Source organism: Halorubrum shenae, from assembly GCF_051194165.1.
In the GTDB taxonomy this organism is placed as follows: domain Archaea; phylum Halobacteriota; class Halobacteria; order Halobacteriales; family Haloferacaceae; genus Halorubrum.
In genome coordinates, this window is record NZ_JBLZNI010000007.1 from 178,128 (window position 1) to 199,307 (window position 21,180).

General features: G+C 66.8%; 27 protein-coding genes and 1 pseudogene. 11 read left to right on the top strand and 17 right to left on the bottom strand.

The window, feature by feature from the left end; genetic code table 11:
• Positions 1-123: 123 nt before the first annotated feature.
• Together ACNS88_RS10610 and ACNS88_RS10615 are read left to right on the top strand one after the other, a co-directional pair.
• On the top strand, positions 124-366 hold the full coding sequence (locus ACNS88_RS10610) for an LSM domain-containing protein (protein ID WP_435097003.1): 243 nt from the start codon (positions 124-126) through the stop codon (positions 364-366).
• On the top strand, positions 363-539 hold the full coding sequence (locus ACNS88_RS10615; protein WP_008006648.1) for a 50S ribosomal protein L37e: 177 nt from the start codon (positions 363-365) through the stop codon (positions 537-539). Before ACNS88_RS10610 ends, ACNS88_RS10615 begins: the two co-directional genes overlap by 4 nt.
• A 137-nt stretch (positions 540-676) precedes the next feature.
• Here the strand turns inward: ACNS88_RS10615 and ACNS88_RS10620 are convergent, their stop codons facing one another.
• The 6 genes from ACNS88_RS10620 to ACNS88_RS10645 all read right to left on the bottom strand — a co-directional run bounded on the left by ACNS88_RS10620 (position 677) and on the right by ACNS88_RS10645 (position 5,333).
• A complete protein-coding gene (locus ACNS88_RS10620) occupies positions 677-892 on the bottom strand; it encodes a DUF8015 family protein (protein WP_435097005.1) in 216 nt (71 codons plus the stop codon).
• On the bottom strand, positions 889-1,089 hold the full coding sequence (locus ACNS88_RS10625) for a hypothetical protein (protein ID WP_435097007.1): 201 nt from the start codon (positions 1,087-1,089) through the stop codon (positions 889-891). The genes ACNS88_RS10620 and ACNS88_RS10625 overlap by 4 nt, the downstream gene beginning before the upstream one ends.
• A gap of 256 nt (positions 1,090-1,345) precedes the next feature.
• A complete protein-coding gene (locus ACNS88_RS10630) occupies positions 1,346-2,413 on the bottom strand; it encodes a deoxyhypusine synthase (protein WP_435097009.1) in 1,068 nt (355 codons plus the stop codon).
• A 75-nt stretch (positions 2,414-2,488) separates the two neighbouring features.
• Complete coding sequence (locus ACNS88_RS10635; RefSeq protein ID WP_435097012.1) at positions 2,489-2,785, bottom strand: ubiquitin-like small modifier protein 1; 297 nt, start codon at positions 2,783-2,785, stop codon at positions 2,489-2,491.
• Positions 2,786-2,808: 23 nt separating this feature from the next.
• A complete protein-coding gene (locus ACNS88_RS10640) occupies positions 2,809-4,023 on the bottom strand; it encodes a DUF8167 domain-containing protein (protein WP_435097088.1) in 1,215 nt (404 codons plus the stop codon).
• A gap of 41 nt (positions 4,024-4,064) precedes the next feature.
• Positions 4,065-5,333: a potassium channel family protein gene (locus ACNS88_RS10645; RefSeq protein WP_435097015.1), complete on the bottom strand. Its 1,269-nt coding sequence runs from the start codon at positions 5,331-5,333 to the stop codon at positions 4,065-4,067.
• 132 nt (positions 5,334-5,465) lie between these two features.
• On the opposite strand from ACNS88_RS10645, the gene ACNS88_RS10650 reads away from it, so the two are divergent.
• Positions 5,466-6,683 carry an NAD-binding protein gene (locus tag ACNS88_RS10650; RefSeq protein WP_435097018.1) on the top strand — a complete coding sequence of 406 codons (1,218 nt, stop codon included), beginning with the start codon at positions 5,466-5,468 and terminating at the stop codon, positions 6,681-6,683.
• A gap of 24 nt (positions 6,684-6,707) precedes the next feature.
• Here the strand turns inward: ACNS88_RS10650 and ACNS88_RS10655 are convergent, their stop codons facing one another.
• From ACNS88_RS10655 to sdhC, 6 genes are all read right to left on the bottom strand, one after another.
• A complete protein-coding gene (locus ACNS88_RS10655) occupies positions 6,708-7,343 on the bottom strand; it encodes a uracil-DNA glycosylase (protein WP_435097021.1) in 636 nt (211 codons plus the stop codon).
• Between the two features lie 86 nt (positions 7,344-7,429).
• Positions 7,430-7,657: a TrmB family transcriptional regulator gene (locus tag ACNS88_RS10660; protein ID WP_435097024.1), complete on the bottom strand. Its 228-nt coding sequence runs from the start codon at positions 7,655-7,657 to the stop codon at positions 7,430-7,432.
• A 212-nt stretch (positions 7,658-7,869) separates the two neighbouring features.
• The gene (locus ACNS88_RS10665) at positions 7,870-9,699 is read right to left on the bottom strand and encodes an FAD-binding protein (protein WP_435097027.1); all 1,830 of its coding nucleotides are present in this window, start codon (positions 9,697-9,699) and stop codon (positions 7,870-7,872) included.
• Between the two features lie 54 nt (positions 9,700-9,753).
• Entirely contained in the window at positions 9,754-10,644 is an 891-nt protein-coding gene (locus ACNS88_RS10670; protein WP_435097030.1) for a succinate dehydrogenase/fumarate reductase iron-sulfur subunit, read from the bottom strand.
• A gap of 3 nt (positions 10,645-10,647) precedes the next feature.
• Entirely contained in the window at positions 10,648-11,022 is a 375-nt protein-coding gene (locus tag ACNS88_RS10675; protein WP_435097033.1) for a succinate dehydrogenase/fumarate reductase transmembrane subunit, read from the bottom strand.
• A 1-nt stretch (position 11,023) separates the two neighbouring features.
• Positions 11,024-11,449, bottom strand: coding sequence for a succinate dehydrogenase, cytochrome b556 subunit (gene sdhC / locus ACNS88_RS10680; RefSeq protein ID WP_435097036.1), 426 nt, complete (start codon positions 11,447-11,449; stop codon positions 11,024-11,026).
• Between the two features lie 154 nt (positions 11,450-11,603).
• Between sdhC and ACNS88_RS10685 the strand changes: the two genes are divergently transcribed.
• From ACNS88_RS10685 to ACNS88_RS10700, 4 genes are all read left to right on the top strand, one after another.
• On the top strand, positions 11,604-11,798 hold the full coding sequence (locus ACNS88_RS10685; RefSeq protein WP_004046659.1) for a cold-shock protein: 195 nt from the start codon (positions 11,604-11,606) through the stop codon (positions 11,796-11,798).
• 134 nt (positions 11,799-11,932) lie between these two features.
• Entirely contained in the window at positions 11,933-12,676 is a 744-nt protein-coding gene (locus ACNS88_RS10690) for a TetR/AcrR family transcriptional regulator (protein WP_435097040.1), read from the top strand.
• 27 nt (positions 12,677-12,703) lie between these two features.
• Entirely contained in the window at positions 12,704-12,883 is a 180-nt protein-coding gene (locus ACNS88_RS10695; RefSeq protein WP_435097044.1) for a hypothetical protein, read from the top strand.
• A 216-nt stretch (positions 12,884-13,099) separates the two neighbouring features.
• Positions 13,100-13,576, top strand: a complete 477-nt coding sequence (locus ACNS88_RS10700) for a 50S ribosomal protein L11 (protein ID WP_435097047.1) — start codon at positions 13,100-13,102, stop codon at positions 13,574-13,576.
• A gap of 115 nt (positions 13,577-13,691) precedes the next feature.
• Here ACNS88_RS10700 and ACNS88_RS10705 read toward each other — a convergent pair whose 3' ends face one another.
• Complete coding sequence (locus ACNS88_RS10705) at positions 13,692-14,414, bottom strand: DUF4013 domain-containing protein (protein WP_435097050.1); 723 nt, start codon at positions 14,412-14,414, stop codon at positions 13,692-13,694.
• A 132-nt stretch (positions 14,415-14,546) separates the two neighbouring features.
• Between ACNS88_RS10705 and ACNS88_RS10710 the strand changes: the two genes are divergently transcribed.
• On the top strand, positions 14,547-14,834 hold the full coding sequence (locus ACNS88_RS10710; protein ID WP_435097053.1) for a DUF8072 family protein: 288 nt from the start codon (positions 14,547-14,549) through the stop codon (positions 14,832-14,834).
• Positions 14,835-14,847: 13 nt separating this feature from the next.
• Here ACNS88_RS10710 and ACNS88_RS10715 read toward each other — a convergent pair whose 3' ends face one another.
• A complete protein-coding gene (locus tag ACNS88_RS10715; RefSeq protein WP_435097056.1) occupies positions 14,848-15,300 on the bottom strand; it encodes a universal stress protein in 453 nt (150 codons plus the stop codon).
• Between the two features lie 78 nt (positions 15,301-15,378).
• The gene (locus ACNS88_RS10720; RefSeq protein ID WP_435097059.1) at positions 15,379-17,286 is read right to left on the bottom strand and encodes an ATP-binding protein; all 1,908 of its coding nucleotides are present in this window, start codon (positions 17,284-17,286) and stop codon (positions 15,379-15,381) included.
• Positions 17,287-17,388: 102 nt separating this feature from the next.
• On the opposite strand from ACNS88_RS10720, the gene ACNS88_RS10725 reads away from it, so the two are divergent.
• On the top strand, positions 17,389-17,724 hold the full coding sequence (locus ACNS88_RS10725; RefSeq protein WP_435097062.1) for a DUF7113 family protein: 336 nt from the start codon (positions 17,389-17,391) through the stop codon (positions 17,722-17,724).
• A 19-nt stretch (positions 17,725-17,743) separates the two neighbouring features.
• Here ACNS88_RS10725 and ACNS88_RS10730 read toward each other — a convergent pair whose 3' ends face one another.
• Complete coding sequence (locus tag ACNS88_RS10730) at positions 17,744-17,953, bottom strand: hypothetical protein (protein ID WP_435097065.1); 210 nt, start codon at positions 17,951-17,953, stop codon at positions 17,744-17,746.
• A 73-nt stretch (positions 17,954-18,026) separates the two neighbouring features.
• Complete coding sequence (locus tag ACNS88_RS10735; RefSeq protein WP_435097068.1) at positions 18,027-19,382, bottom strand: putative ATP-dependent zinc protease; 1,356 nt, start codon at positions 19,380-19,382, stop codon at positions 18,027-18,029.
• 223 nt (positions 19,383-19,605) lie between these two features.
• Between ACNS88_RS10735 and ACNS88_RS10740 the strand changes: the two genes are divergently transcribed.
• Positions 19,606-20,643 carry a succinylglutamate desuccinylase/aspartoacylase family protein gene (locus ACNS88_RS10740; protein WP_435097071.1) on the top strand — a complete coding sequence of 346 codons (1,038 nt, stop codon included), beginning with the start codon at positions 19,606-19,608 and terminating at the stop codon, positions 20,641-20,643.
• Between the two features lie 280 nt (positions 20,644-20,923).
• Positions 20,924-21,180, top strand: a pseudogene (locus ACNS88_RS10745) (RNA-guided endonuclease TnpB family protein); the annotation flags it as partial.

The following is a 21,180-nucleotide window of genomic DNA, read 5'->3' on the forward strand; positions in this document are numbered from 1 at the left end:
CGGGTTCGAGCGTCTCCGAGACGGTCCGCGGCGTGACTCGTGCGGACACGTCTCGGAGCCAGCGCCGGCAGGCCCCTCGGTGTCCCGGTATTTTTATTAGTGCGACGGGCGGCGGTACGGACAATGAGTGGACGACCCCTCGACGTGCTCGAAGCGTCGCTCGAGGAGCCGGTGACGGTACACCTGAAGGACGGAACGACGTACTACGGCATCCTCGCCGGCTACGACCAACACATGAACATCGTCATCGAGCCCGAGTCCGACGTCGACGACCGCGTCGACGACGACCTCGACGGCGAGTTCGCGGTCGCAATCGAAGACACAACGATTATACGCGGCGATAACGTCGTCACCATCAAAGCATGACCGGCTCCGGAACGCCCTCTCAAGGGAAAAAGAACAAGACGGTTCACGTGAAGTGCCGCCGCTGCGGCGAGAAATCCTACCACGTCAAGAAGGAGCGCTGCGCCTCGTGCGGCTTCGGCGACTCGGCGTCCCGCCGCGACTACGCGTGGCAGTCGAAATCCGGCGATAACTGACGACCGCGCTCTCTCTTTCGGCGCTTTTGCTTCGCGCTTCGCTAGCTGGTGTGCCGGGGGCACTTCTCGATCTGGAGGGCGTCGACCGCAGACGAGGGGTGTGAATCGGTGTTGGTTTCACTCCTGACCGATCTCGCTCACCCGACCTGCGGTGGGTTCCAGAACAGGCCGTCAACCATCGGCAAGCAGCCGGCGATCGCGGCGACTGCGACGGCGGCTGGCCACGCGTCAAACGCCGCCGCCCCGAAGGCGTAGCCAGCCGCGAACAAAAGCGGCATACACGCGAGAATCAGGTCCGCCCGCGAGAGCTGCTTAGGCAAGTCAACGGCGGGAATTTCGACGGTTCGAGTCATTCCATGTATCCCAAGTCCCGGAGCTTCTGGCCGATCCGGCGAGCTTCCGCCTCGCTGATCTCGTCTCCCGACTCCATCTCCTGAACGACGACGTGTTTCACGAACTCCTTGACCGAGCCGAACGGCTCGTCGTCGATGTACTCCTCGACGTCGGCGACGAACTCCTTGCGCAGCGAGATAGTGGTGTAATCGCTCATTACTTCTGGGCACTCGATCCGGGGTGAAAAGGCTAATTATATGTAATTACAACTCGGCGCCGCGTGATTTCGGCTCGTTCGTGCCCGCGTGGCGTCGGTGACGGAGTGACTATCGCTTATAAGCGATCGCTGGCAGCGGATCGGCGGTGAGTACCTCCAAAGCGCCAGCGACTCCCTCGCGCGTGCAACTCGCGGCCGCTCGTCGGCACGCGCCACCGCACCTCTACTTATAAACAGACATCGACCACTCCCAACGCTACTCCACGCGCTCTCTCGCGGCCGCGATCAGCATCGGCAGCATGACGGTCGCGTCGCCGTAGACGGAGGCGTTGCGCGCGTCTTTCTCCAGTTTCCCCCACGATCTGGCTTCTTCGAGGGTGGCGCCGGAGAGTCCGCCCGTCGCCTCGGGGTCCATCGTGATCTGGACCGCGTAGTCGTAGGCGCGCGGGGTGACGAGCATCGTCTGGAGCGTGAAGTTCTTCGGGACGCCGCCACCGACGAGCAGGCAGCCGGCGTCGTCGGCGTCGAACGCGAGGTCGGTTAGCGCCGTCATGTCGTCTAAGGCGTCGAGCGTGAAGTCGGCGGTTTGCGCGTACATCCACGCCTGTAAGCCGAGTACGGAGTCCTGCACGGCGGGACAGTAGACGGGCACGTCGCACTCGTAGGCCGCGGCGGCGACGCCGGGGTCCTCGGCCACGTCGTCGCGCTCGTTGACCGCGGCGTTGGCGCGCCCGAGTTCGCGGGTGAGGTCCGCGATGCCGACGGCGCCGTGTCCGTCTCCGCCTCCCCCTCCGTCCGGGTCGGCCTCGAGCGCCGGGAACACCTCCTCGCGCAGGTGGCCCTCGAAGTCGGCGAAATGCTCCTGCGGGAGATAGACGTTATAGATGCGGTCGACGCCCTCGTCGCGGAGCCCCTCGTCGTGCTCGCGGAGGCTCTTCTCGGGGTCGTGGGTCCGCCCGTGGTGGTGTTTCCCCCCGATGGCCTCGATCGCGTCGTGCGTGAGGTTCGCGCCCGTCGTCACTAGGGCGTCGACGTAGCCGTCCCGGATGAGATCGGAGACGATCCGGCGCATCCCGGCGGGCACCATCGCGCCGGCCAGCGAGAGGAACACGGTGCAGTCGTCGTTCGCGAACATCTCCGCCAGCACGTCGCCCGCCTCGTTGACCGACGCCGCGCCGATCCCCGCGTCGCCGTAGCCGTCGACCAGCTCCCCGACGGTCATGCCGGCGGTCGCTCGGGTGTGCCCGACCGGGTCCTCGTGGAACTCCTCGCGCTGCGGGTCGCCGTCGGCGTCTTCCGGCTCGTCGTCGTCGCTGTCGCTCATACCGAGAGGTGCGGCGCGCGACTGTTTGAAACGACCGATCTATTGACTCATCTCTCGACCCATCTCTCGACCCGGCTACCGACCGCCCGACCGCCCGACAGCGCCTCCGCTCACGGGAGGGAACAGCGCCAGTTCGTCGCCCGCTTCGAGGATCGCGTCCGTCCCGCCGTCGTGGTGGACGTTACGACCGTTCCGGAGGACGTTGATGTGATCGGCGACCTCGCCGTCGTCGAGCACTCGGTCGCGGAGGTCAGGCCGCCCCTTCAACAGCGCGTCGAGTGCGTCGCCGACCGTGTCACCGGGCTCAACCGCCACGTCGATCTCGCGTCCGCCGGCGATCTCGGCGAGGTCGGCGAACAACTTCCACTCCATACGCGGATCCCCGCGCGGGCGACTCAAGAGCGTTGCGCCCCGTCGGCGGGCTTCGATCCCGGTTCCCCCTCGGCGGCCGCCTCGAACCGGCGGATCGCGTCAGGGCGTCCGACGAGATACACGAGGTCGCCGGCGCCGAACGCGTACGCACCCGGTGGGATCGGCTGAACGGATCCCTCGGCCGGCCGGACCGCGGCGACGACGGTGTCGACATCGCCGACGGTGCTCCCGTCGAGGTCGCTGCCTGCCCCGACGGTCACGGACGCCATCGTCTCGTCCGCGGTCCGCAGCAGCGAGGCGAACTCGCGGTCCGCCTGCGGCTCCGCGGGGAGGGTCACGATCCGGTACCCTTCCTCGTCGGACAGCCGTTCGGCGTCCGACTCGTCGACCGCGACGGTGACGGCGTCGTCGGCGACCCCGCGTAGCTCGCCGGTCGCGATGCGTTTCGGCTCCGGGTCGTCTCGCCAGAGCTGGACCGTGTCGCCGGCGGTAGCGTTGTTCGGCGGATCCGCGACCACCGCGATCGCCGCGGATCCGGGCGCGAGCGTCGGGCCGAGTCCGGCGGCGCGGGAACCGACCGCGAAGTACTCCACCGCCCCGTCTGCGGCGAGGTCGACGTCGACGTAGCCGACACCGTACTCGTCTTTGAGCCGAGCGACGAGCCGCTCGCGGAGGTCCGCCGCCGAGAGCTTGCGCGGGAAGAGTAAGGTCTTCTCGGAGAGCTCCGCCTTCTTCTCCGGCGAGACGGGGTCGTACGTGTCCATGTCGCCGATCTCGTCGGCCTCGGGAAGCGTCACCGCGGTGAATCGACCAACCGCGCGCACGATGCCGCTCAGCTCGCCTTCGAGCTGTTTGGCCCCCGTGAGCGCGAACACGTCGACCGCGAGCCGGTCGCCCGCGTACCGACCGACGGGCGCCAGCACCGCCGCGACGCCGAGTGCGACCACGTTGAAGAACACGCTCTCGGGCGCCAGCAGTCCCGGGCTGTCGCCGACCGCGACCGATCCCAGCGAGGTCGTGTTGAGGTACAGCGCGACGACGGCGACGCCGAGCAGGCCGGTCACGCCTTCGGGGATCTCCGCGCGGAAGTACCACCGGTAGGCCAGCGCCGCGCTCCCTGCGATGAGAACGGCGAGAACGGCGAACGTGACGAGCGTGACCGCCGCCTGTCGCGGTCGGGCAAAGCCGACGTCGACGACGGCAGCCAGAGGAGCGATACGTGTGACATCTGCACCCACGGCGGCGGCCTCCGACCCGGCAGCCGCGGCGAGCGCGAGGGTCACGTAGCCACCTCCGCGAACCGGTCTATCGCGTCGCGGCTCCCGACGACGAACAGCTCGTCGCCCGCCGACAGCGACTGGGACCCGCTCGGTGCTATCGTCCACGAGTCGTGACGCGCAGCGAGGACCGCCACGTCGTACGCTTTTCGGACTTCCAGCTCGCCGATTGTGTGCCCGTCCAACGGCCCGCCGGCGACGACCGAGACCTTCCGGAACCGCTTGCCGGTTCGGCGCAGTAGCGAGGTGAGCTCGTACTCGCGGCGGGTGCCCCGTGACAGCACCATCACGCGTCCTCGACCGGCGCGCAGCAGCGCTGTCGCCTCGGAGCGGTCGACGGCGACCGTCACCTGCCCCTCGCCGCCGGTCGTCGTAGGTGCGGTCGCCGCCGGGGGCGAGGCCACCGTTTCTTCGCCTCCATCGGTCCGAACGTCGTCGTCCGGGCTCGCATCGTTGCCGGCGGCGGATACGGAAGTCGGGGCCGTGCCGACGCCCGGTTCCGGCTTCCCGCTCGACCGGGCGGCGAGGACCCCGGCCTCGATGTCGAGACCCGGCGCGACGACACGGACCACGTCACCGCGAGCGACGCCGGTCGGCACGAGCGCCGACACCGACACCGCGCGCTTCCCGGCGGGCACCCGCTTCGAAAGCGCCCCGGTCGGCGGCGCGGCGGCCACTGTCGCGTTCGCCTGCTCATCGATCCGAACCGCTACGTCGGCCAAATTGAGCTCGGTCTGTAACCGCTGTGCGAACCGCTCTTCCAACTCCGCGAGCGGGAGATGGGCAGGGAACGCCCAGTCGCCGTCAAGGATGGCCCGTCGCGTCTCGGCCGGGAGCGGCGGGTACCCCTCCATGTCGCTCACTTCACCGGTCACCTCCACGGAGACCCGCCCCCGACCGCCGACCAGTTCGATCACGTCCGTCGACAGCGTCCGGTCGCGGAGCTGTTTGAGCGAGATCCGCTTCGGGACGCTGGCGCCGAGTCGATCCCCCTGCGCGTGGGCGTACATCGAGAGCATCAACACCACGACGATCGCCGTGAGGATCGCCGGCGCGCGCTCCGACGACCGGATCGTTTCGTCGTTGAGCGCGAGCAGTCCGCCGTTGACGCCGGCGATCGCGAGCGACAACACGACGACCCCGAGCCCGGGGATCGTCACGTCGGTGACGTACTTGAACACGAATCCGAGGGTCCCGGCCACCAGCGCGGGGACGATCCCGGTGATGACCCCGAGGTAGATACCAAAGACGATCTCGACCGGCAGTGACATACGCCCCTCAACCGGCGGGGTCGTTAAACGTGTGTCGGCGCGAGCAGCGTCGCTGTTCGGCTGCCGTGCCTCCTCGGAGACGCGGTCAGCCTCCCTCGCGGGGTTTAAGTCCGCCGTCGGCGACGAGTTTCCATGGAGCTGACCCGCGATTGGGTGACCGTCCGGGCGTCGATCGCCCTGACGTTCGCGGTTGCGATCCTGTCGATCCTCGCCGGACTCGCGCAGATCGGGGGGCTCAGTGTCGACGGGCCGCTGGCATCGTCCGTCCCCGAGGTCGTCCGCCAGACGGTCGGGTTTACCGGGACGATAACCGGCTTCGCGATGCTCGGGAGCAGCTTCGCCCTGAAAAACGGGTACCGGGTCGGCTGGTACTCCACGGCGGTCCTGCTGCCCCTGACCGCGATTCAGGGGCTGATGCAGGCGTCGGTGCTATCGTTCCCGCTGGTGGCCCTGTCCGTTCTGTCGGTGCCCGCGTTAGTCTACAATCGGCGGCGGTTCGACAGGCACTTCTCGCCGTCGCCGACCCAGCTCGCGGCGGGCGCAGCGCTCGTGACGGCCATCTCGTACGGTACGGTCGGCACGTACGCGCTCCGCGACCAGTTCAACGGGGTTGAGACCATCGTCGACGCGTTCTACTTCACCGTCGTCACCGCCTCGACGGTCGGCTACGGCGACGTGACTCCGAAAACCGGCGCGGCCGCCGATATCGCCCAGCTGTTCGTGCTCTCCTCGCTCGTGATGAACGTCGCCGCGTTCGCGGTGGCGCTCGGGGTCATTCTCACCCCGGCCATCGAGGCGCAGCTCTCCAAGGCGCTCGGAAAAATGACTGACAGACAGATAGACCTCCTCGACGACCACGTCCTCGTGCTCGGTTACGGGGACCTGACGGAACCGATTCTCGAAGAACTCGACGCCCGCGACGGCACCGAGTACGCCGTCGTAACCACCGACGAGACCGCCGCGAGACGCCTCGCCGAGCGCGACGTTCCGGTGTTCACCGCGGACCCGAGCGACGTCGAGCCGCTCGAACGAGTCAACCTCGAGGGCGCCCGCGCGGTCGTCGTCGCGACCGAAAACGACGCGCGCGACGCCCTCGCGATCCTCACTGCCAGACAGCTCAACCCCGACGTGCGGATCGTCGCGGCGGTGACCCAACGAGAAAACATCAACAAACTCCGCCGAGCCGGCGCGGACCAAGTCATCTCGCCCACGACGCTCGGGGGGCACATCCTCATCGACTGCGCTTTCGGCGCGGACAGCGGCGACGCCACGACCGACCTCCTCGGTGACACGCTCGACGACGTCGAGGAACTCGACGAGGTGGAAGCGCCCGACGACTCGTCCGCCTGACGACGGCTTCTCGACGCCGCCCCCTCAGCGGCTCTGCCGGCCCTTCGTCTGCCGGTAGTCCCGGCTCAACACGTTCTCGCGCATGTGGTCTCGGAACGCGTCGGCCTCGCTCTCCGTCATCTCGCCCGGGTCCTTCATCGGCACCACCTCGAAGCCGCGCCCGCGGATCGTCGTGGCGTGTTCGGCGTCGATGTCGAAGGAGTCCGGGCGCCGGGTGGTGTACGCGACCGCGAGTTCGCGGAGCGGTCGCTCGCCGACGGGAACGATAATCTGCGGGTTGATCATCCGGATCTCCGCGTTGAGGAACGGCTCACAGGTCTCGACCTCCAAGTCGGTCGGCTCGCGCTCGGGGTGACGGCACCGCGTCAGGTTCGTGAAAAAGACGTTCTGTACGTCCGGTTCCGTCGCGTCCGGCGCCGATCGGACGAACCCGAGGTCGGCGAAGATCGACTGCACTCGTTGTCCGGTTCCCGCACCGGTGAATGGGATGCCGTTGGCCTCGGCGGTCGCGCTCGGTCGCGCGCCGACGACGAGGAACTCGGCACCCACGTCGCCGTAGCCGTGAACGACGCGATCGCGGGGCCCGCACAGCTCGGAACAGTTCTCACACTCCGTGTCCATCCCGAACGGGTTCCGGAGCTTGTTCTGGTTCGCGTCCACGGCCTCACTGCGTTCCGCGGGCTCGTAAACGCTCCGCTGGCAAGATCGGGAACGATCGAGAACGGAGAGCACAGATGAGAACGGGGTCAGTTCAGCACGTAGGTGTCGCCGTCGCAGTCGACCATGTTCTCCTTTCGGAGCGTCTTCAGAATGCTGTACAGCGAGAGCTTCTTCATTCCCAGCGAGTCGCCCATCTCCGAAACGGTCGCGTCGCCGTTCGTCGTGAGGTACAGGTAGACGAGCTTCGCGCGGGGAGACTGCAGCTCCGACGGCAGGGCCGGTGCCGCGGTGGGTGCGGTCTGTGTCTCAAGCATCTTGTCCGATACAACGGATTCGACGATAATAAACCCCCTATACAACGATTGTCGAAATCGCGCTAGCGGGGCGGAAACACCCGAAACGCGTCGAAACGGGGTCAGTGTCGGTGGGCCCGTCGTCGTCTTGTTCGGCGGATCTCCGCCGAATTTCGACCGACGACGGATAGGGAATCGTGAACGATCAGAATCGATCGTGTCTGACCTGCCGTTCAGTACGATCGACTCTTCGGCTCGTACGTCTTGTTCTCGCCTTCGAGGATCGTCGGCTTGTACCACAGTTCCGGCTCGCCGTCGTGCCACGAGACGAGCGTGTGTTTCAGCCAGTTCTCGTCTTTCCGCTCCTGGTGCTCTTTCCGCCAGTGCGCGCCGCGGAACTCCTTGCGAGCGAGCGCGCCCATCGTGAGCGCCTCGGCGATGTCGAGGATGTTCCGGGTTTCCATCGTGTGGATGAGGTCCGTGTTGAACGTCCGGGACGGGTCCGAGACGGCCACGTCCTTGTACGCCTCTCGGGCTTCGCGGAGGTCGCCGAGCGTCTCCCCGAGTCGGCCCTCCTCGCGGAACACGTTGACGTTGTCGGTCATCGTCTGCTGGACCGTCGAGCGGATCTCGGCGTGGTTGCGTCCCTTACGCGTGAGTAGCTCCTCGATACGGGCCTTAGCGCGCTCGACCTCGACTTCGAGTACGTCGCCGGGGTCCGTCGCCACCGCGCCGCCGTCGGCGGCCGCGGGGCCCTGTCCGCCGGTCTCGCCGACCTCGATCTCGAACTCGTAGTCAGTGGCCTCCCAGTCGCCCTGCTTCCCGGTCGTGATCTCGGCCTCACCCATCTCCTCGCCGGCCGCGTGGCGCCCGGCGCGCTTGCCGAAGACGATCAGCTCGGGCAGGGCGTTGCCGCCGAGACGGTTCGCGCCGTGGACCGACGCGCAGGCGCACTCGCCGGCGGCGTAGAGGCCGCCGATGACGGTCTCGCCGAACTCGTTCGTCTCGATGCCGCCCATCGCGTAGTGTTGCCCGGGCTTGACCGGCATGGGCTCGGTGAGCCCGTCCGCGCCCTCGAAGTCCTCCGCGAGGTGGAGGATGTTCTCCAGTCGGTCGAGGATGCGCTCCTCGCCGAGGTGGCGCATGTCGAGGTGGACGTACTCGTCCTCGATGCCGCGCCCCTCGTTGACCTCGGTCAGCTCGGCGCGGGAGACCACGTCGCGAGAGGCGAGCTCGCCGTCGTTGTTCGCGTAGCCGTGCTCGAACATGAACCGCTCGCCGTTCTTATTGTAGAGGATACCGCCCTCGCCGCGAACGCCTTCGGAGATGAGGACACCGGTGGACGGAAGCGTCGTCGGATGGAACTGGATAAACTCCATGTCCTCCATCGGGACGCCCGCGCGGTACGCCATCGCGACGCCGTCGCCGGTGTTCGCGACCGCGTTCGTGGTGTGATCGAACACCTGCCCCATCCCGCCGGTCGCGAGGATGACGCCGTTCTCGGCGCGGAAGCCGCTGACCTCACCGCTCTGAATGTCGTAGGCGACGACGCCGTGACAGGTCCGGTCCGCCGGGTCCTCCTCGTCGGTGACGGCCAGCTCCATCACGTGCCACTCGTCGTACACCGTGATTCCGCGTTTGACCACCTGCTCGTACATCGTGTGGAGCATCTGGTGGCCGGTCTCCGCACCGGCGTACGTGGTCCGCGGGAAGGAGAGCCCGCCGAACGGTCGCTGTGAGACGCGACCGTCGTCCTCGCGGGAGAACGGCATCCCCCAGTGTTCGAGCTGGATGACCTCTTCAGGGCTCTCCTGACAGAGGGCCTCGACAGCCGGCGCGTCGCCGAGGTAGTCCGACCCCTTCATGGTGTCGTACGCGTGGTCCTGCCATGAGTCGGCGTCGCGCAGCGCCGCGTTAATTCCTCCCTCGGCCGCGCCCGTGTGCGAGCGGACCGGGTGGAGTTTCGAGACGATGGCCACGTCGGCCCCGGCTTCCTGTGCCGCGATCGCCGCCCGGAGTCCCGCCCCCCCGGCGCCGACAACGATGACGTCGTGTTCGTGCATTGTTGGGTATGTTTATTCGTTTGTTCTGAATGCCCTTGAGCGTGTCTCCCGTCGCTACCAGAACTTCAGATTATTCTTGACCGCTTCGCGCTTCAGCTCCTGAATGTGCTCGGTGAGTGGGATGTCTTTCGGGCACACTTCGGTACAGGAGAACTGCGTCTGGCACCGCCAGACGCCGTGTTCCTGCTCGATGATCTCGAGCCGCTGCTGTTTGATGTCCTCGCCCTCGCGCTCGTCCATCGCGAACCGGTAGGCCTTGTTGATCGCGGCCGGGCCGAGATACTCGTTGTCGCCGGCGGCGATGTTACACGAGGACATACACGCGCTACACCAGATACACCGGGTCGACATCTTGATCTTCTCGCGGTTCTCCCGCGTCTGGCGCTGCTCTTCCAGTTCGCCGTCGGGGTACTCGTTCGTCTGGAAGTACGGCTCGACGGCCTCCATCTGGTCGTAGAAGTGCTCCAAGTCGACGACGAGGTCCTTCCGGACCTCGGCGTGCGGGAGCGGCTCCACCCGGATCGGCTCTTCGAGGTCCGCGATCTGGGTCTTACACGCCAGCTTCTGGCCGCCGTTTACGAACATCGCGTCCGAGCCGCAGACGGCCTGCCGGCAGGAGTGTCGGAACGTGAGCGAGGAGTCGTACGTGTCCCGCGAGTACATCAGCGCGTCGAGGACGGTCATCCCCTTCGTGAACGGCACGTGGAACGTGTCGAATCGGGGCTCCTGTTTCCCCTCGATCTCGGGGTCGTACCGGAACACCTTCAGCTCGATCGTCTCCTCGTCGGCGGCGGCCTGTTCGGCCTCTTTTACCTGTCGACGGGCGCGCTTCTCGGCGGCGCGCCGTCGCTTCTCGTCTCGACGCTCATCGCCCTTCGAAGGCACCTCCGCCTCGGCGTCGGTTTCGCTCGATTCCTCGACTTGTGTTGGTGTCTGCGTACTCATAGTTCAGAGCAGCGGGAAGCCGCCCGCCCATGCGTTCGCCGTCCGAATCCCCTGGAACAGCAGCACGACGCTCGCGGCCACGAGCGACCACTTGACGACCGTGCGCTTGGTACCGGTAAGTCCCTGATTGACAAGAGCGTTGTACACGCCGTTGACCCCGTGGAACGTCGCGGTCACGAGGAACAACACCATCAGCGAGTAGTAGCTCAGCTGCTCCATCCGCGCCGAGCTGGCGAGGAACGAGACCTCGTCGGCGTGGTTGACGAAGTGGAGCAGGAAGAAGTGGAACGCCAGCACGATCACCAGGAACGCCGCGGTGACGCGCTGGAGCAGCCACATCCGACCGCCGGAGTTGAACGAGGAGTAGCGCTCCGCCATCTCAGAACGCCCCCGCGATGAAGGTCGGGACGGACGCGACGGTGATCGCTCCGGTCAAGATCAGCGACGCGTAGAAGCTCTTGTCCTGTGCCTCCAGTCCGACGCCGAGATCGACGAGGAGGAGCCGGGTGCCGTTGAGCATGTGGAAGACGGCGACCGCGAGCAGGCCGACCTCCAGGATACGCACGAGGAGCAGCCCTTCGAGGCTGACGATCGTCTGCGTATATACGTCATCGCCTGCCAGTAACACGGCCTCGCTTGCACCGGCTGCCGGGATCGCGGTACTCAACACGGCGATGTGAGTGAACAGGTAGCCGATGAGCACCCACCCCGTGAATTTATGGAAGATCCAGGCCCACATCCCCGCCTCGAACTCCCGCCAACGGCTGAAGTCCTCGATGAGGCCTCGATTGTACGACTGACTCATACCTAACGGTTCTGAACCGGGGTCGTATAGTAGTTACTAACACGGCGGGATCCACCCCGACGGACTACCCGTCCCGTCCGGGCATGACTGACGTTAGCATGGCGATCCCGCTCGCGGAAGCCTTTTACGTACACCACTCGGTTTTACGGATGCAATGGCGAAAGGCGAAGTTGACTTCTTCAACGACACTGGCGGCTACGGATTTATCGAGACTGACGACGCGGACGAGGACGTGTTCTTCCACATGGAGGACGTCGGCGGCCCGGACCTGGAAGAAGGTCAGGAAGTCGAGTTCGACATCGAAGAAGCGGATAAGGGTCCGCGCGCGACGAACGTCACCCGCCTGTAACACCGGCGACGACGTTCACGGGTGTACCGCTTTTTGACTAATCTACGCCTCTGAGCGGCTGGTCCGTCCGACGCACGGGCGAACTGTTCTCCGACCGATAGGGATTTACCGATCGCTGACTGACCGGTCAGTCAATGAGCGACCAGCCGAGCGCGGCCGACGAGATCATGGACGGAGTCTATCGCGCGCTCCGCGCTCACGGCTACGCCGAACTGACGATGCAGGACATCGCCGATGAGTGTTCAAAGAGCAAGTCGCTGCTCCACTATCACTACGACACCAAAGAAGATCTGCTCGTCGCGTTCCTCGATCGCGTGATCAGCGACTCGGAGCGTCGGATCGCGGCTCACGCAGACAGTTCGCCGTCCGAGCGGCTCGCGGGGTTCATCGGCTGGTTCGTCTTCGAGCCCGACGCGGTCGACCGCGAGGCGTTTCACATCGCGCTCCTCGAACTCCGCACGCAAGGACCGTTCAACGAGCCGATTCGCGAACAGCTCACGCGGAGCGATCGGCTGCTCCGTGGCACCGTCGTCGACATCCTCGAATCGGGTATCGAGGAGGGCGTCTTCCGCGACGTCGACGTCGAGGAGACCGCGGCGCTGCTGGTCGCGACGCTTGACGGGGCACGGACGCGACAGATCACGCTGAGCGGGGGAGTAGACACCGCCGAGCGTGGCGGATCGGACGCGCTCGGGATCGCTGAGACCGCCGGTCACCCCGAGCCGACCTACACACGAGCAGTCGCGGAGGCGGCCTTCCGGCGACTCGTCGAACCGCTGCTCGCGGAGGGCGCTGAGCTCCCGTCGCTCGAAGCGGGGATTGCGGCGATGACGCCCGTCGATGCGGACGAGGACAACGACGAGAGCGAGGACGAGTGACGAGCGGTTCGACGCGGAGTGACTGAGGTGGGACCGTTTGGGGTCGTCTTTTCCATCCTCTCGAATCTCGACGCCGTTCCCGCTGTCTCGGCGGTCATGGTCGGCGGCAGCCTCCCCCGCGAGCCGGTGAGTGCGGCTCGATGCGATCGCGCCGACCGACGCGAGCTGATCCGCGCCGGACCGTCCGGCAAGACTGGAGCGGCGTGAAGTCCCGTGCGGTAGCGACGGGCGGTACTCGAAGGGGTAGTCGGGGATTCGGAGCCGTTCACCGCGAACGGCTACTTATAAGTCTCCTCCATCTCCGAGCCGTTCTGTCGAGCGGAGTACCCGCCGCCCCACAGCCGATATCGGATGTGTGCGAACCGCTGGCTCCCCCTGCCCGAAAGAACAACCGTTAAAAGTCGTCACCGGGTTCGTATGGGTATGGCTGGAACTATCGAAGCGCTCGTCCCCGGCGGGCAGGCCACCCCCGGCCCGCCGCTCGGTCCCGAGCTCGGGCCGACGCCGGTGGACGTTCAGAACGTCGTGTCGCAGATCAACGACGAGACCGCCGCGTTCGACGGCATGGAAGTGCCCGTCACTGTCGAGTACGACGACGACGGCTCCTTCACGATCGAAGTCGGCGTCCCGCCGACGGCCGAACTGATCAAAGACGAGGCCGGCTTCGAGACCGGCTCCGGCGAACCGCAGGAGGACTTCGTCGCGGACATGTCGGTCGAACAGGTGAAGAAGGTCGCAGAGCAGAAGTCGACCGACCTGCTCGCGTACGACGTGAAAAACGCCGCCAAGGAGGTCGGCGGCACCTGCGCCTCCCTCGGCGTCACCATCGAAGGCGAGGACGCCCGGACGTTCGACGACCGCGTCGACGCCGGCGACTACGACGACGTTCTCGACGAGTAACACCCCTCGCGTTCGCGGCTTTTTCACGGGGTCCGTTCCGTCGCCATCGAGTGTCGACGAGTCTCGACTGCTCAACGAGTCTTGGCTGTTCGACAACTTTTGACTGTTCGACGACTCACACGACGGGCCGATTCGCGGGGTCGGGGTCTGCAACGTCGGTCGCGACCGGTCGCACGTCAGTCCACGTCCAGCCGATGATGGCGGCCGCGGCGACGATCGCGTAGAACTGCACGAAGAACCCGGCGATCGTGCCGAGCACCGGAACGATGGAGAGCACGCCGATCGCTAACGAACCCGCGAACACCACCGCGACGGCAGTGAGCCAGCCGACCGCGTACGCCCGCTTTGTAACGACACTCCAGAGCGTCCCGACCGCGAAGCCGTCGCCGACGCGCCCCGAGTCGGCGACCGCGGCCAGTGCGGCCGGAGTGACGTAGACGCCGGCGAGCGAGACGGCGAACGCGACGACGACGAGCAGCAGCGCCAGCAGCCCGCCGACCAACCCGCCGAGGAGGCCGCCGGCACCGTCACCAGACCCGACGACGGCCGCACCGATACCGAACACGGCAGCGACTGCGAGGACCGCGAGCGGCAGCAGCGAATAGACGAACGTGACCGCGAACGCCTTCACGCCCTCCACGAGGAGGTCACCCCACGCCTCGAAGACCGGCGGCTCGTCGTCGCCGTCGGCCGTCCGCCGGATGACGCGCGTGAGGTATCCGAGCACGAGGAACGAGGGGATTAGGAGCGGGCTGGCGAGCAGCAGTACTCCGCCGATCGCGACCGTCACGATGGCGTCGTCGCCGTCGCGCAGGTAGTTTAATGATGCTGACAACATGGATAGTCCACTGCACGGACGCGCTGAGAGGACTTAACCTCGTAGGGTGGTCTCAGCCGGGGCACGCGGATGCCCCTCTCGCCCGAGCGCGGGGACCGCGCTTTTAATTCCGAATCGCACGGATAGTTCGCTATGCCCGACCTCAATCCGGTCGCCAAGCGTATCCACAACGTCCAACCGCGACCCGTCCGACTCACCCTCGACGACGGCGAAACCGGGGTCTACGAGTTCTTATCGACCGAATTCTTCCAGCGGGAGTTCCGGGGCGAGGGCGTTCGGACCGACGCCGACGGCGACGCGGAGTTCCGGCTGATCACCGACGACGACTACGAGTCCGTGCTGCTCGGGCGCTCAGCCCCCGACGAGGAGGGGTGGACGGTCGTCGGCGAGGTAGTCGAGGCGGAGCGCGCGGAGGACTGATCGCCGCGTTCCCTCACCGAACGACGGTGACGGGCACCTCGGCGCGGCGGACCACGGCCTCGGCGACGCTCCCGAGGAGGACCCGAGAGAGCCCGGTCCGGCCCTGACTCGCCAACACGACGTGGTCGAACGGCTCGCCCGGGTCGTCGTCCTCGCCGACCCGCTTCTCGCCGCCCGCCACGGCGAGTATCGTCGCGGTCGGGCGCCCGACCTCCAGTCGCGTCCGGACCGCACGGTCGATCGGTGCCGTCACCTCTGTCAGGATCCGTTCGCCGCGCTGTTCGGCGCTGTCGTACCACTGGTCGGCGGCGCCCGGGAACCCGCCCTCCGCGCCCGTCGCCGAGTCGGCGGGATTGATCACGTGCAGGGCCGTCAGCTCGGCGTCGGGCCACTCAGACGCCGCGTACTGGAGCGCGTCGGCCGCCTCCGTCGATCCGTCGATCGCGACGAGGATCCGTTTGCCCATGTGCGCGCTTCGCTCGCCCGACGTTTAAAGGGCGGCGGCGACTCCGACCGGACGGCAATCGGACCCTCGCGGGCTCGCTCAGTCGCCGTGTCGCGTCACGCACGTCGAGAGCCCGATCAGCTCGACGGGCTCGGAGTTGTCCGGCGAGTACACCACCATCTGTCCCTTCTCCATGTACGGGACCTTCCCGGCGAGGTTCGCGGGGATGTTCACGCTGGAGATCGCGTCCTCGTCGCCGAGGTTCAAGACGATCTTCGTGTTCACCTGTTTGAACACCGACTCGGCCACGTCCTGCGGGTCCTGCGTGATCAGGAAGAGGCCGAGCCGCTCCTTGCGGCCCTGCTTCGCGGCCTCCGTGAACGTCTGGACGACCTTCTGAGCCTGCACGGTGTCGGCGTCGGCGAGGAAGTTGTGCGCCTCGTCCATCCCGATGAGGAGGGGCGTCTCCTTGATTCGGTCGCTGTCCGGGTCGTTCGAGAGCTTGTCGTCGACGAGCAGCCCCGCGACCGCGAGCACGACGATCTCCTTCTGTCGGGAGGTGGGCAGGTGGTAGGTGGGAACCACGGAGAGTCCGCCCGGTCGAACGAGGGTGTGGTCAAGCTCCGTGATCGGCTTCGCGTCCTGATCGAAGACGCCGCCGGGAACCGCGCGGACCCGCCGTTTGACGGCGTCGAACGTTGCCTCGTGAACCCGGCCGCTTTCGTCGAGTTCCTCTTTGAGCGCCGGGTCGTCGAGGTACGAGAGGAACTGGCTGTAGGTCCCCGAGTCCCCGTAGTCGCGGAAAAATCGGTTGATGAGGGTCAGCAGGGCAGGGTACTGGTTCTCGTTGAGCCCGGAGCCGGCGACGAGCCACGGCATGTCCTGCGCCAGCGAGAAGGGGATCGTGAACTCCACGCGCTCGGCGCGATGGCCCTCGCCCGGATACGTCGCGTTCGCGGCTCGGGGCACCAGCGCGACGGTGTCGTCGTGACCGCCGTGGGCGATCCCCTCCCGATCCAGCCGGCGCGCGAAGTCGGCGTCGAGGTCGGGGTTGTCGTCGTGCATCTGCGCGTACTCGTCTTGCGGGTCGAACTGGACGACCGCCATCCGCGACGTCCGACCGTCACCGGTCGGATAGGTCCGGTCCGAATCGAGGTACTGCCGGAGGACGTTCTTGGAGGCGTGGGTCTTTCCCGACCCGGTCCCGCCGGCGACGAGGGTGTGCCGGAACGCGAGCGGGTCGCCGTCGGCGTAGTCGTCCTTCACCCGGTAGTCGACCGTGGGCGGTTTCGCCGCCGTCCGCACCTTCTCGCCGCCGACCGAGAGGTGCCCGAGGAAGACGCCGTCCTCAGGGATCTTCAGCCCGGTCTTGATCTCGGCGTCGTCGGAGGCCTCCTCCACGACTGCGCCGGGTTTGGGCACCCGATCGGTCATCCGGCGTTTCATGTCGTCGCCGGCCCCGTAGACGACCGACATCGGCTCCAGTTCGGCCATGAACTTGTAGTCGCGCTCGGCGAAGTCGTCGCGACGCATCTGCCGGCGGGCGTGGATCTCGGTGGCGTCGTCCGACCGGAACTCCTGTGCGTACTCCAGTCCGGTGATCCGGCAGAACAACCGTTCTCCGTCCGGATACGGGATCAGGAGGTACTTCCCGAGCCGGACCGCCTCGCGGTTCCCCGTCGTGACGAACGCCCGCAGCGTCGTCTCGTCCTCTTCCTCGGCCACGCGGAGCCCCTGCGAGACGGAGACGACGCCGAGCCCGACGTCCTCGCCGGTCGGCGCCACGTCGTACGCGGTGAAGTCGTCGTCAGTCGCGGCCTCCCCGCCCACGTCGGTTGCCCCGCCGCCATCGGGCGCGCCGCTGGCGTCGGTCGCGCCGTCGTCACCGCGCTCGGCGTCACCGCGCTCGCTGCCACCGCGTTCGACGGTCGCGGGGTCGACGGCGCCACCGTCTCCGCCGCCGTCACCCTCGTCGTCGCCGAACTCGGTGAAGTCCTCCAACGTCATGGCGGATCCACCATCTCCCACGCCGAAAGCGTTTCCCCCTCGTCTTCCGGTTCGGGAGGCTCCTCGCGGACTCCTTTTGAGTCTCCGGACCGTACCGGCTACATGATACTCGTTCACGGCAGCGGCGGCGGGACAGAACTCACCGGCACGGTGTTCGAGCGCGGTGAGGAGCCGCCCGCTTATAAGGGCGCGCCTGACGAGGACGCCCCGTACGTCTGGGTCTGCGACTCCTTCTACCAGGTCGAGAGCGGCGGGTCCGCCCTCCTCGTCGACGGCGAGGAGATCCGAGTCGCCTTCGAGGAGCCGATGTCCCGCGGGTTCGACACCCGCGATCAGGCGCTGACCACAGCGAAGGAACACGTTCAGACCCAGTTCGCACGGATCGGCGTTGACGCCGACGGCGTTGACGTCGAGGTGACGAAGGTGGACCCGGCGTAGTCCGTCGGCGGGACCGACGCTACGCTCCGTCTTCGGGCGAGTCCTCGTCGTCGGCGTCGCACACGCCGAGCGGGAGGCTCTCCGTGCGTGCGGCGTCGGCGTCGAGGCCCTCATACGCGTCGTCGATGAGCCGAGCCAGCTGCGTCTCGGGGCTCACGCCGCGGGCGGCCGCGAGCGCACCGAGCCGCTCGTACTGCTCGTCCGACAGTGACACCGTCCCCTCCTTCATATGCGCCGCTCCGATCCGAACGTACAAAAGTATTGTTCGGAAGCCGATGCTGTCGGCGCGCGGCGGTCTCTCCTTACTCCTCCTCTTCGAGGATTTCGCCCACCTCGCCGCGTTCGGCCTCCTCCACGTCGGCGCGCTTCCGGACGTCGACCCGGTAGTCGGTGAGGATGTCACGGCCTAAGAGGAGCGGGTAGTCCATGTGACCGCGGTCCTCGACGCTGGCGGTGACCGTGTGCTGGTTCCCGCCGATCCCGATGACCAGGTCGACGACGGGGCGGGCCTTCCCGCCCTTCACGCTGCCCGACTTGACTCGAGTCATGCTCTTGATCGGGCCGGCGCCGATCTCGGCGGCGAGCTGCGTGTCGATGCTGGTCCGGGTCGCGCCCGTGTCCGACTTCGCGAGCGACTGCGTGGAGCCGGAGGTGCCGGTGACGACGACCTCCTCGATGTAGCCGATCACGGGCTGTTCGGTCGGGCTCGGCTTCGGCACGGGGGCACACGAGGGCCGCGAGTCGTCGAGCGTCGTCGATATCAGCTCGACGTCGTCGTCGTCGACCTCGCCGCCGACGGTCTCGATCGCGAGCTTCGCGATGTGCGGCGCGGGACTCGTGCCGGTGGCCTCGAACAGCCCTTTAAATCCGGCCGTCGGGTTCACTTCGAGCACGTACCACCCGTCGTACCCCTCGACGAGGTCGACGCCGGCGTAGTCCAGATCCATCACGTCGGCCGCGTACAGCGCGGTCTCGGCGGCCACATCGGGCATGTCGTCGGTGGCGTCCTCGACCGCGCCGCCGAGCGCGACGTTGGTCCGCCAGTCGCCCTCGGGCGCGTAGCGGTACATCGAGCCGATGATCTCGTCGCCGACGACGTACACGCGCAGGTCGCGGTGCTTCTCGTCGTCGCGGTCGATGAGCTTCTGGAGGAACGCCTGCCGGTTGCCGACCTTCGGGTTCACCCGCTCGGTGAGGTCGACCTTCCACGTCCCGCCGCCGTGGGTGCCGATCGCCGTCTTATAAACCCCGACCTCGCCGAAGCGCTCACGCCCCTCGTTGAGCCGGTCGTTCGACAGCGCGAGCAGCGCGTCGGGCACGCGGATGTTCCAGTCGGCGAGCGTCGCCGCCGTGGCGAACTTGTGAATCGACGCCAACACGGCGTTCGGCTCGTTCAACATCGGTCGAATGCGCTCGAACGTCGCCGCCAGCCCGAGCAGCTCCGCGGGCTGGTCGGTGTTCGAGAGCAACAGCCGGTTCGCGATCACGTCGACGGCGGGCTCGACCGACACGTCGCCGTCGTCGACGCTGATGGCGGCGTTTTCCTCACGGAGCCAGACGGGCTCATGGCCCAAGTCCTCGACGGCGTTGCAGATCGCTTTCGTCTCCTTGCTGTTGTGCAGCGACAGCACACCTACCCGTACCGAGTCCGAACTCATGGGATGACTTGCACGTGCCGGTGTAAAAGTTCGCCCGGTTCAGCGGCGCTGCCGATGCCGCGCCGGTGTCGCGCCGGTGCCGCGCCGATGCCGCGCCGGTGCCGCGCCGATGCCGCGCCGGTGCCGCCTCGGTGTCGTAGCCCTCCCTCGTAGTCATCGGGCAGTTACGCCGCGTGATAGCCGGGTCGCCATATATATACCATCTGCCCTGCTCCCGTCTGGCATGAGCGATGACCGGATGTTCACGTACAACGGCGGCGCCGTGCCGCCGGGCGAGACGCAGAACATCCGCTACGGAATCAGCGAGACGTACCTCGGCGATCCCGTGCGGATCCCAGTCACGATCGTCAACGGCGAGCGCGACGGCCCGACGGTGTTCCTCACGGCGGCCGCACACGGCGACGAGCTCAACGGGATCGAGGTCGTCCGCGAGGTCGCCCACGAGTGGGACCTCTCGTCGCTGTGCGGGACTCTCGTCTGTCTCCCCGTGCTCAATGTCCCGGGATTCATCGCGCAACAGCGGTACCTCCCGGTGTACGACCGCGACCTCAACCGCTCGTTTCCCGGCGAGCCGGGCTCGACAAGCTCGAAGCGGATGGCCAACCAGATCTACTCGAACTTCATCGCGCCCTGCGACTTCGGGCTCGACTTTCACACCTCCACCCGCGGACGGACGAACATGCTTCACGTCCGCGGAGACATGACCGACGACGGAGTGCACCGCCTCTCGATGGCGTTCGGATCGAAGGTGATCATCGACAGCGACGGGCCGAGCGGCACCCTCCGCGGCGAGGCGACCGCCGACGGTATCCCCACGATCACGATCGAGATGGGCGAGGCCCACCGCTTCCAGCGCCCGCTCATCGACGACGCGCTCGCCGGCGTGCGCTCCGTGTTCGCCGAGTACGGGCTGCTCGAAACCGACACCGTGCGCTGGCCCGGCTGGCGGACGATCGTCGCCGGCACGGGAGAGAAGACGTGGCTCCGTGCCGACTCCGGCGGTATCGTCGATACGCACTTCGGGAGCGGCTCGCTCGTTCGCGAGGGCGAGCGGATTGCGACGATCACCAACCCGTTCAAGGAGGACGCCGTAGGGGTCGAGGCGCCCTTCACCGGACTGCTTATCGGCCTTTTGGAGAATCCGGTCGTCTATCCGGGGAACCCGCTGTGTCACCTCGTCGAGATCGGCGAGTCGACTCGACGCGCGATCGAGGCCGGTGACGCTCCGAAGCCGGTGGGACAGCCGAACGCGGCGAACTGAGGAGGGCGGCGCCGCGGGCTATCTTGATACAGCGAGAGAATCCCGCCGTTCACGGCGGGCGTGAATCGCGTGCACTCCGGTAAGAAACCGCCACGTTACAACTTGTCCTGAGTCTCCAACGCTTCAAGACCTGCTTCTAGCACCTCTGTATAGGCTCCCGAGAGGTCCAAATCGTTTGCTTCTGCGTAGTCTTTGACTCGGCCACCGAGCGTGTGTGAAATGTCGATGTTTGGGCGCATACGAAAAGACTTTAAGACTAAAGGTATAATAATCTGTTGTCGTGAAGCGTGCCAACACGTTCGTTGTGCGACCGCTCACCGACGACGATGAGCAGGTGCTACGGGACTTGTTGGACGCTTCTGCCGCTCTCTGGAACGAGATCAATTACCAGCGGCTCATGCGCTACAACGACGAAGACGGCTTCGAGGGCGACGTGTGGGACGCCGATACCGGCAAACTCGAAGGGAAATACAAAGCCGTTCTCGGCGCGTCCACCGCCCAGACTGTCCGACGAGCAAACACCGAAGCATGGCGGTC

Bases quoted from the DNA above. Each gene is read 5' to 3' on its own strand.
- ACNS88_RS10610 (WP_435097003.1), top strand. From the start codon at position 124: ATGAGTGGACGACCCCTCGACGTGCTCGAAGCGTCGCTCGAGGAGCCG.
- ACNS88_RS10615 (WP_008006648.1), top strand. From the start codon at position 363: ATGACCGGCTCCGGAACGCCCTCTCAAGGGAAAAAGAACAAGACGGTT.
- ACNS88_RS10620 (WP_435097005.1), bottom strand. From the start codon at position 892: ATGACTCGAACCGTCGAAATTCCCGCCGTTGACTTGCCTAAGCAGCTC.
- ACNS88_RS10625 (WP_435097007.1), bottom strand. From the start codon at position 1,089: ATGAGCGATTACACCACTATCTCGCTGCGCAAGGAGTTCGTCGCCGAC.
- ACNS88_RS10630 (WP_435097009.1), bottom strand. From the start codon at position 2,413: ATGAGCGACAGCGACGACGACGAGCCGGAAGACGCCGACGGCGACCCG.
- ACNS88_RS10635 (WP_435097012.1), bottom strand. From the start codon at position 2,785: ATGGAGTGGAAGTTGTTCGCCGACCTCGCCGAGATCGCCGGCGGACGC.
- ACNS88_RS10645 (WP_435097015.1), bottom strand. From the start codon at position 5,333: ATGTCACTGCCGGTCGAGATCGTCTTTGGTATCTACCTCGGGGTCATC.
- ACNS88_RS10650 (WP_435097018.1), top strand. From the start codon at position 5,466: ATGGAGCTGACCCGCGATTGGGTGACCGTCCGGGCGTCGATCGCCCTG.
- ACNS88_RS10660 (WP_435097024.1), bottom strand. From the start codon at position 7,657: ATGCTTGAGACACAGACCGCACCCACCGCGGCACCGGCCCTGCCGTCG.
- ACNS88_RS10665 (WP_435097027.1), bottom strand. From the start codon at position 9,699: ATGCACGAACACGACGTCATCGTTGTCGGCGCCGGGGGGGCGGGACTC.
- ACNS88_RS10670 (WP_435097030.1), bottom strand. From the start codon at position 10,644: ATGAGTACGCAGACACCAACACAAGTCGAGGAATCGAGCGAAACCGAC.
- ACNS88_RS10675 (WP_435097033.1), bottom strand. From the start codon at position 11,022: ATGGCGGAGCGCTACTCCTCGTTCAACTCCGGCGGTCGGATGTGGCTG.
- sdhC (WP_435097036.1), bottom strand. From the start codon at position 11,449: ATGAGTCAGTCGTACAATCGAGGCCTCATCGAGGACTTCAGCCGTTGG.
- ACNS88_RS10685 (WP_004046659.1), top strand. From the start codon at position 11,604: ATGGCGAAAGGCGAAGTTGACTTCTTCAACGACACTGGCGGCTACGGA.
- ACNS88_RS10690 (WP_435097040.1), top strand. From the start codon at position 11,933: ATGAGCGACCAGCCGAGCGCGGCCGACGAGATCATGGACGGAGTCTAT.
- ACNS88_RS10700 (WP_435097047.1), top strand. From the start codon at position 13,100: ATGGCTGGAACTATCGAAGCGCTCGTCCCCGGCGGGCAGGCCACCCCC.
- ACNS88_RS10705 (WP_435097050.1), bottom strand. From the start codon at position 14,414: ATGTTGTCAGCATCATTAAACTACCTGCGCGACGGCGACGACGCCATC.
- ACNS88_RS10710 (WP_435097053.1), top strand. From the start codon at position 14,547: ATGCCCGACCTCAATCCGGTCGCCAAGCGTATCCACAACGTCCAACCG.
- ACNS88_RS10715 (WP_435097056.1), bottom strand. From the start codon at position 15,300: ATGGGCAAACGGATCCTCGTCGCGATCGACGGATCGACGGAGGCGGCC.
- ACNS88_RS10720 (WP_435097059.1), bottom strand. From the start codon at position 17,286: ATGACGTTGGAGGACTTCACCGAGTTCGGCGACGACGAGGGTGACGGC.
- ACNS88_RS10725 (WP_435097062.1), top strand. From the start codon at position 17,389: ATGATACTCGTTCACGGCAGCGGCGGCGGGACAGAACTCACCGGCACG.
- ACNS88_RS10730 (WP_435097065.1), bottom strand. From the start codon at position 17,953: ATGAAGGAGGGGACGGTGTCACTGTCGGACGAGCAGTACGAGCGGCTC.
- ACNS88_RS10735 (WP_435097068.1), bottom strand. From the start codon at position 19,382: ATGAGTTCGGACTCGGTACGGGTAGGTGTGCTGTCGCTGCACAACAGC.
- ACNS88_RS10740 (WP_435097071.1), top strand. From the start codon at position 19,606: ATGAGCGATGACCGGATGTTCACGTACAACGGCGGCGCCGTGCCGCCG.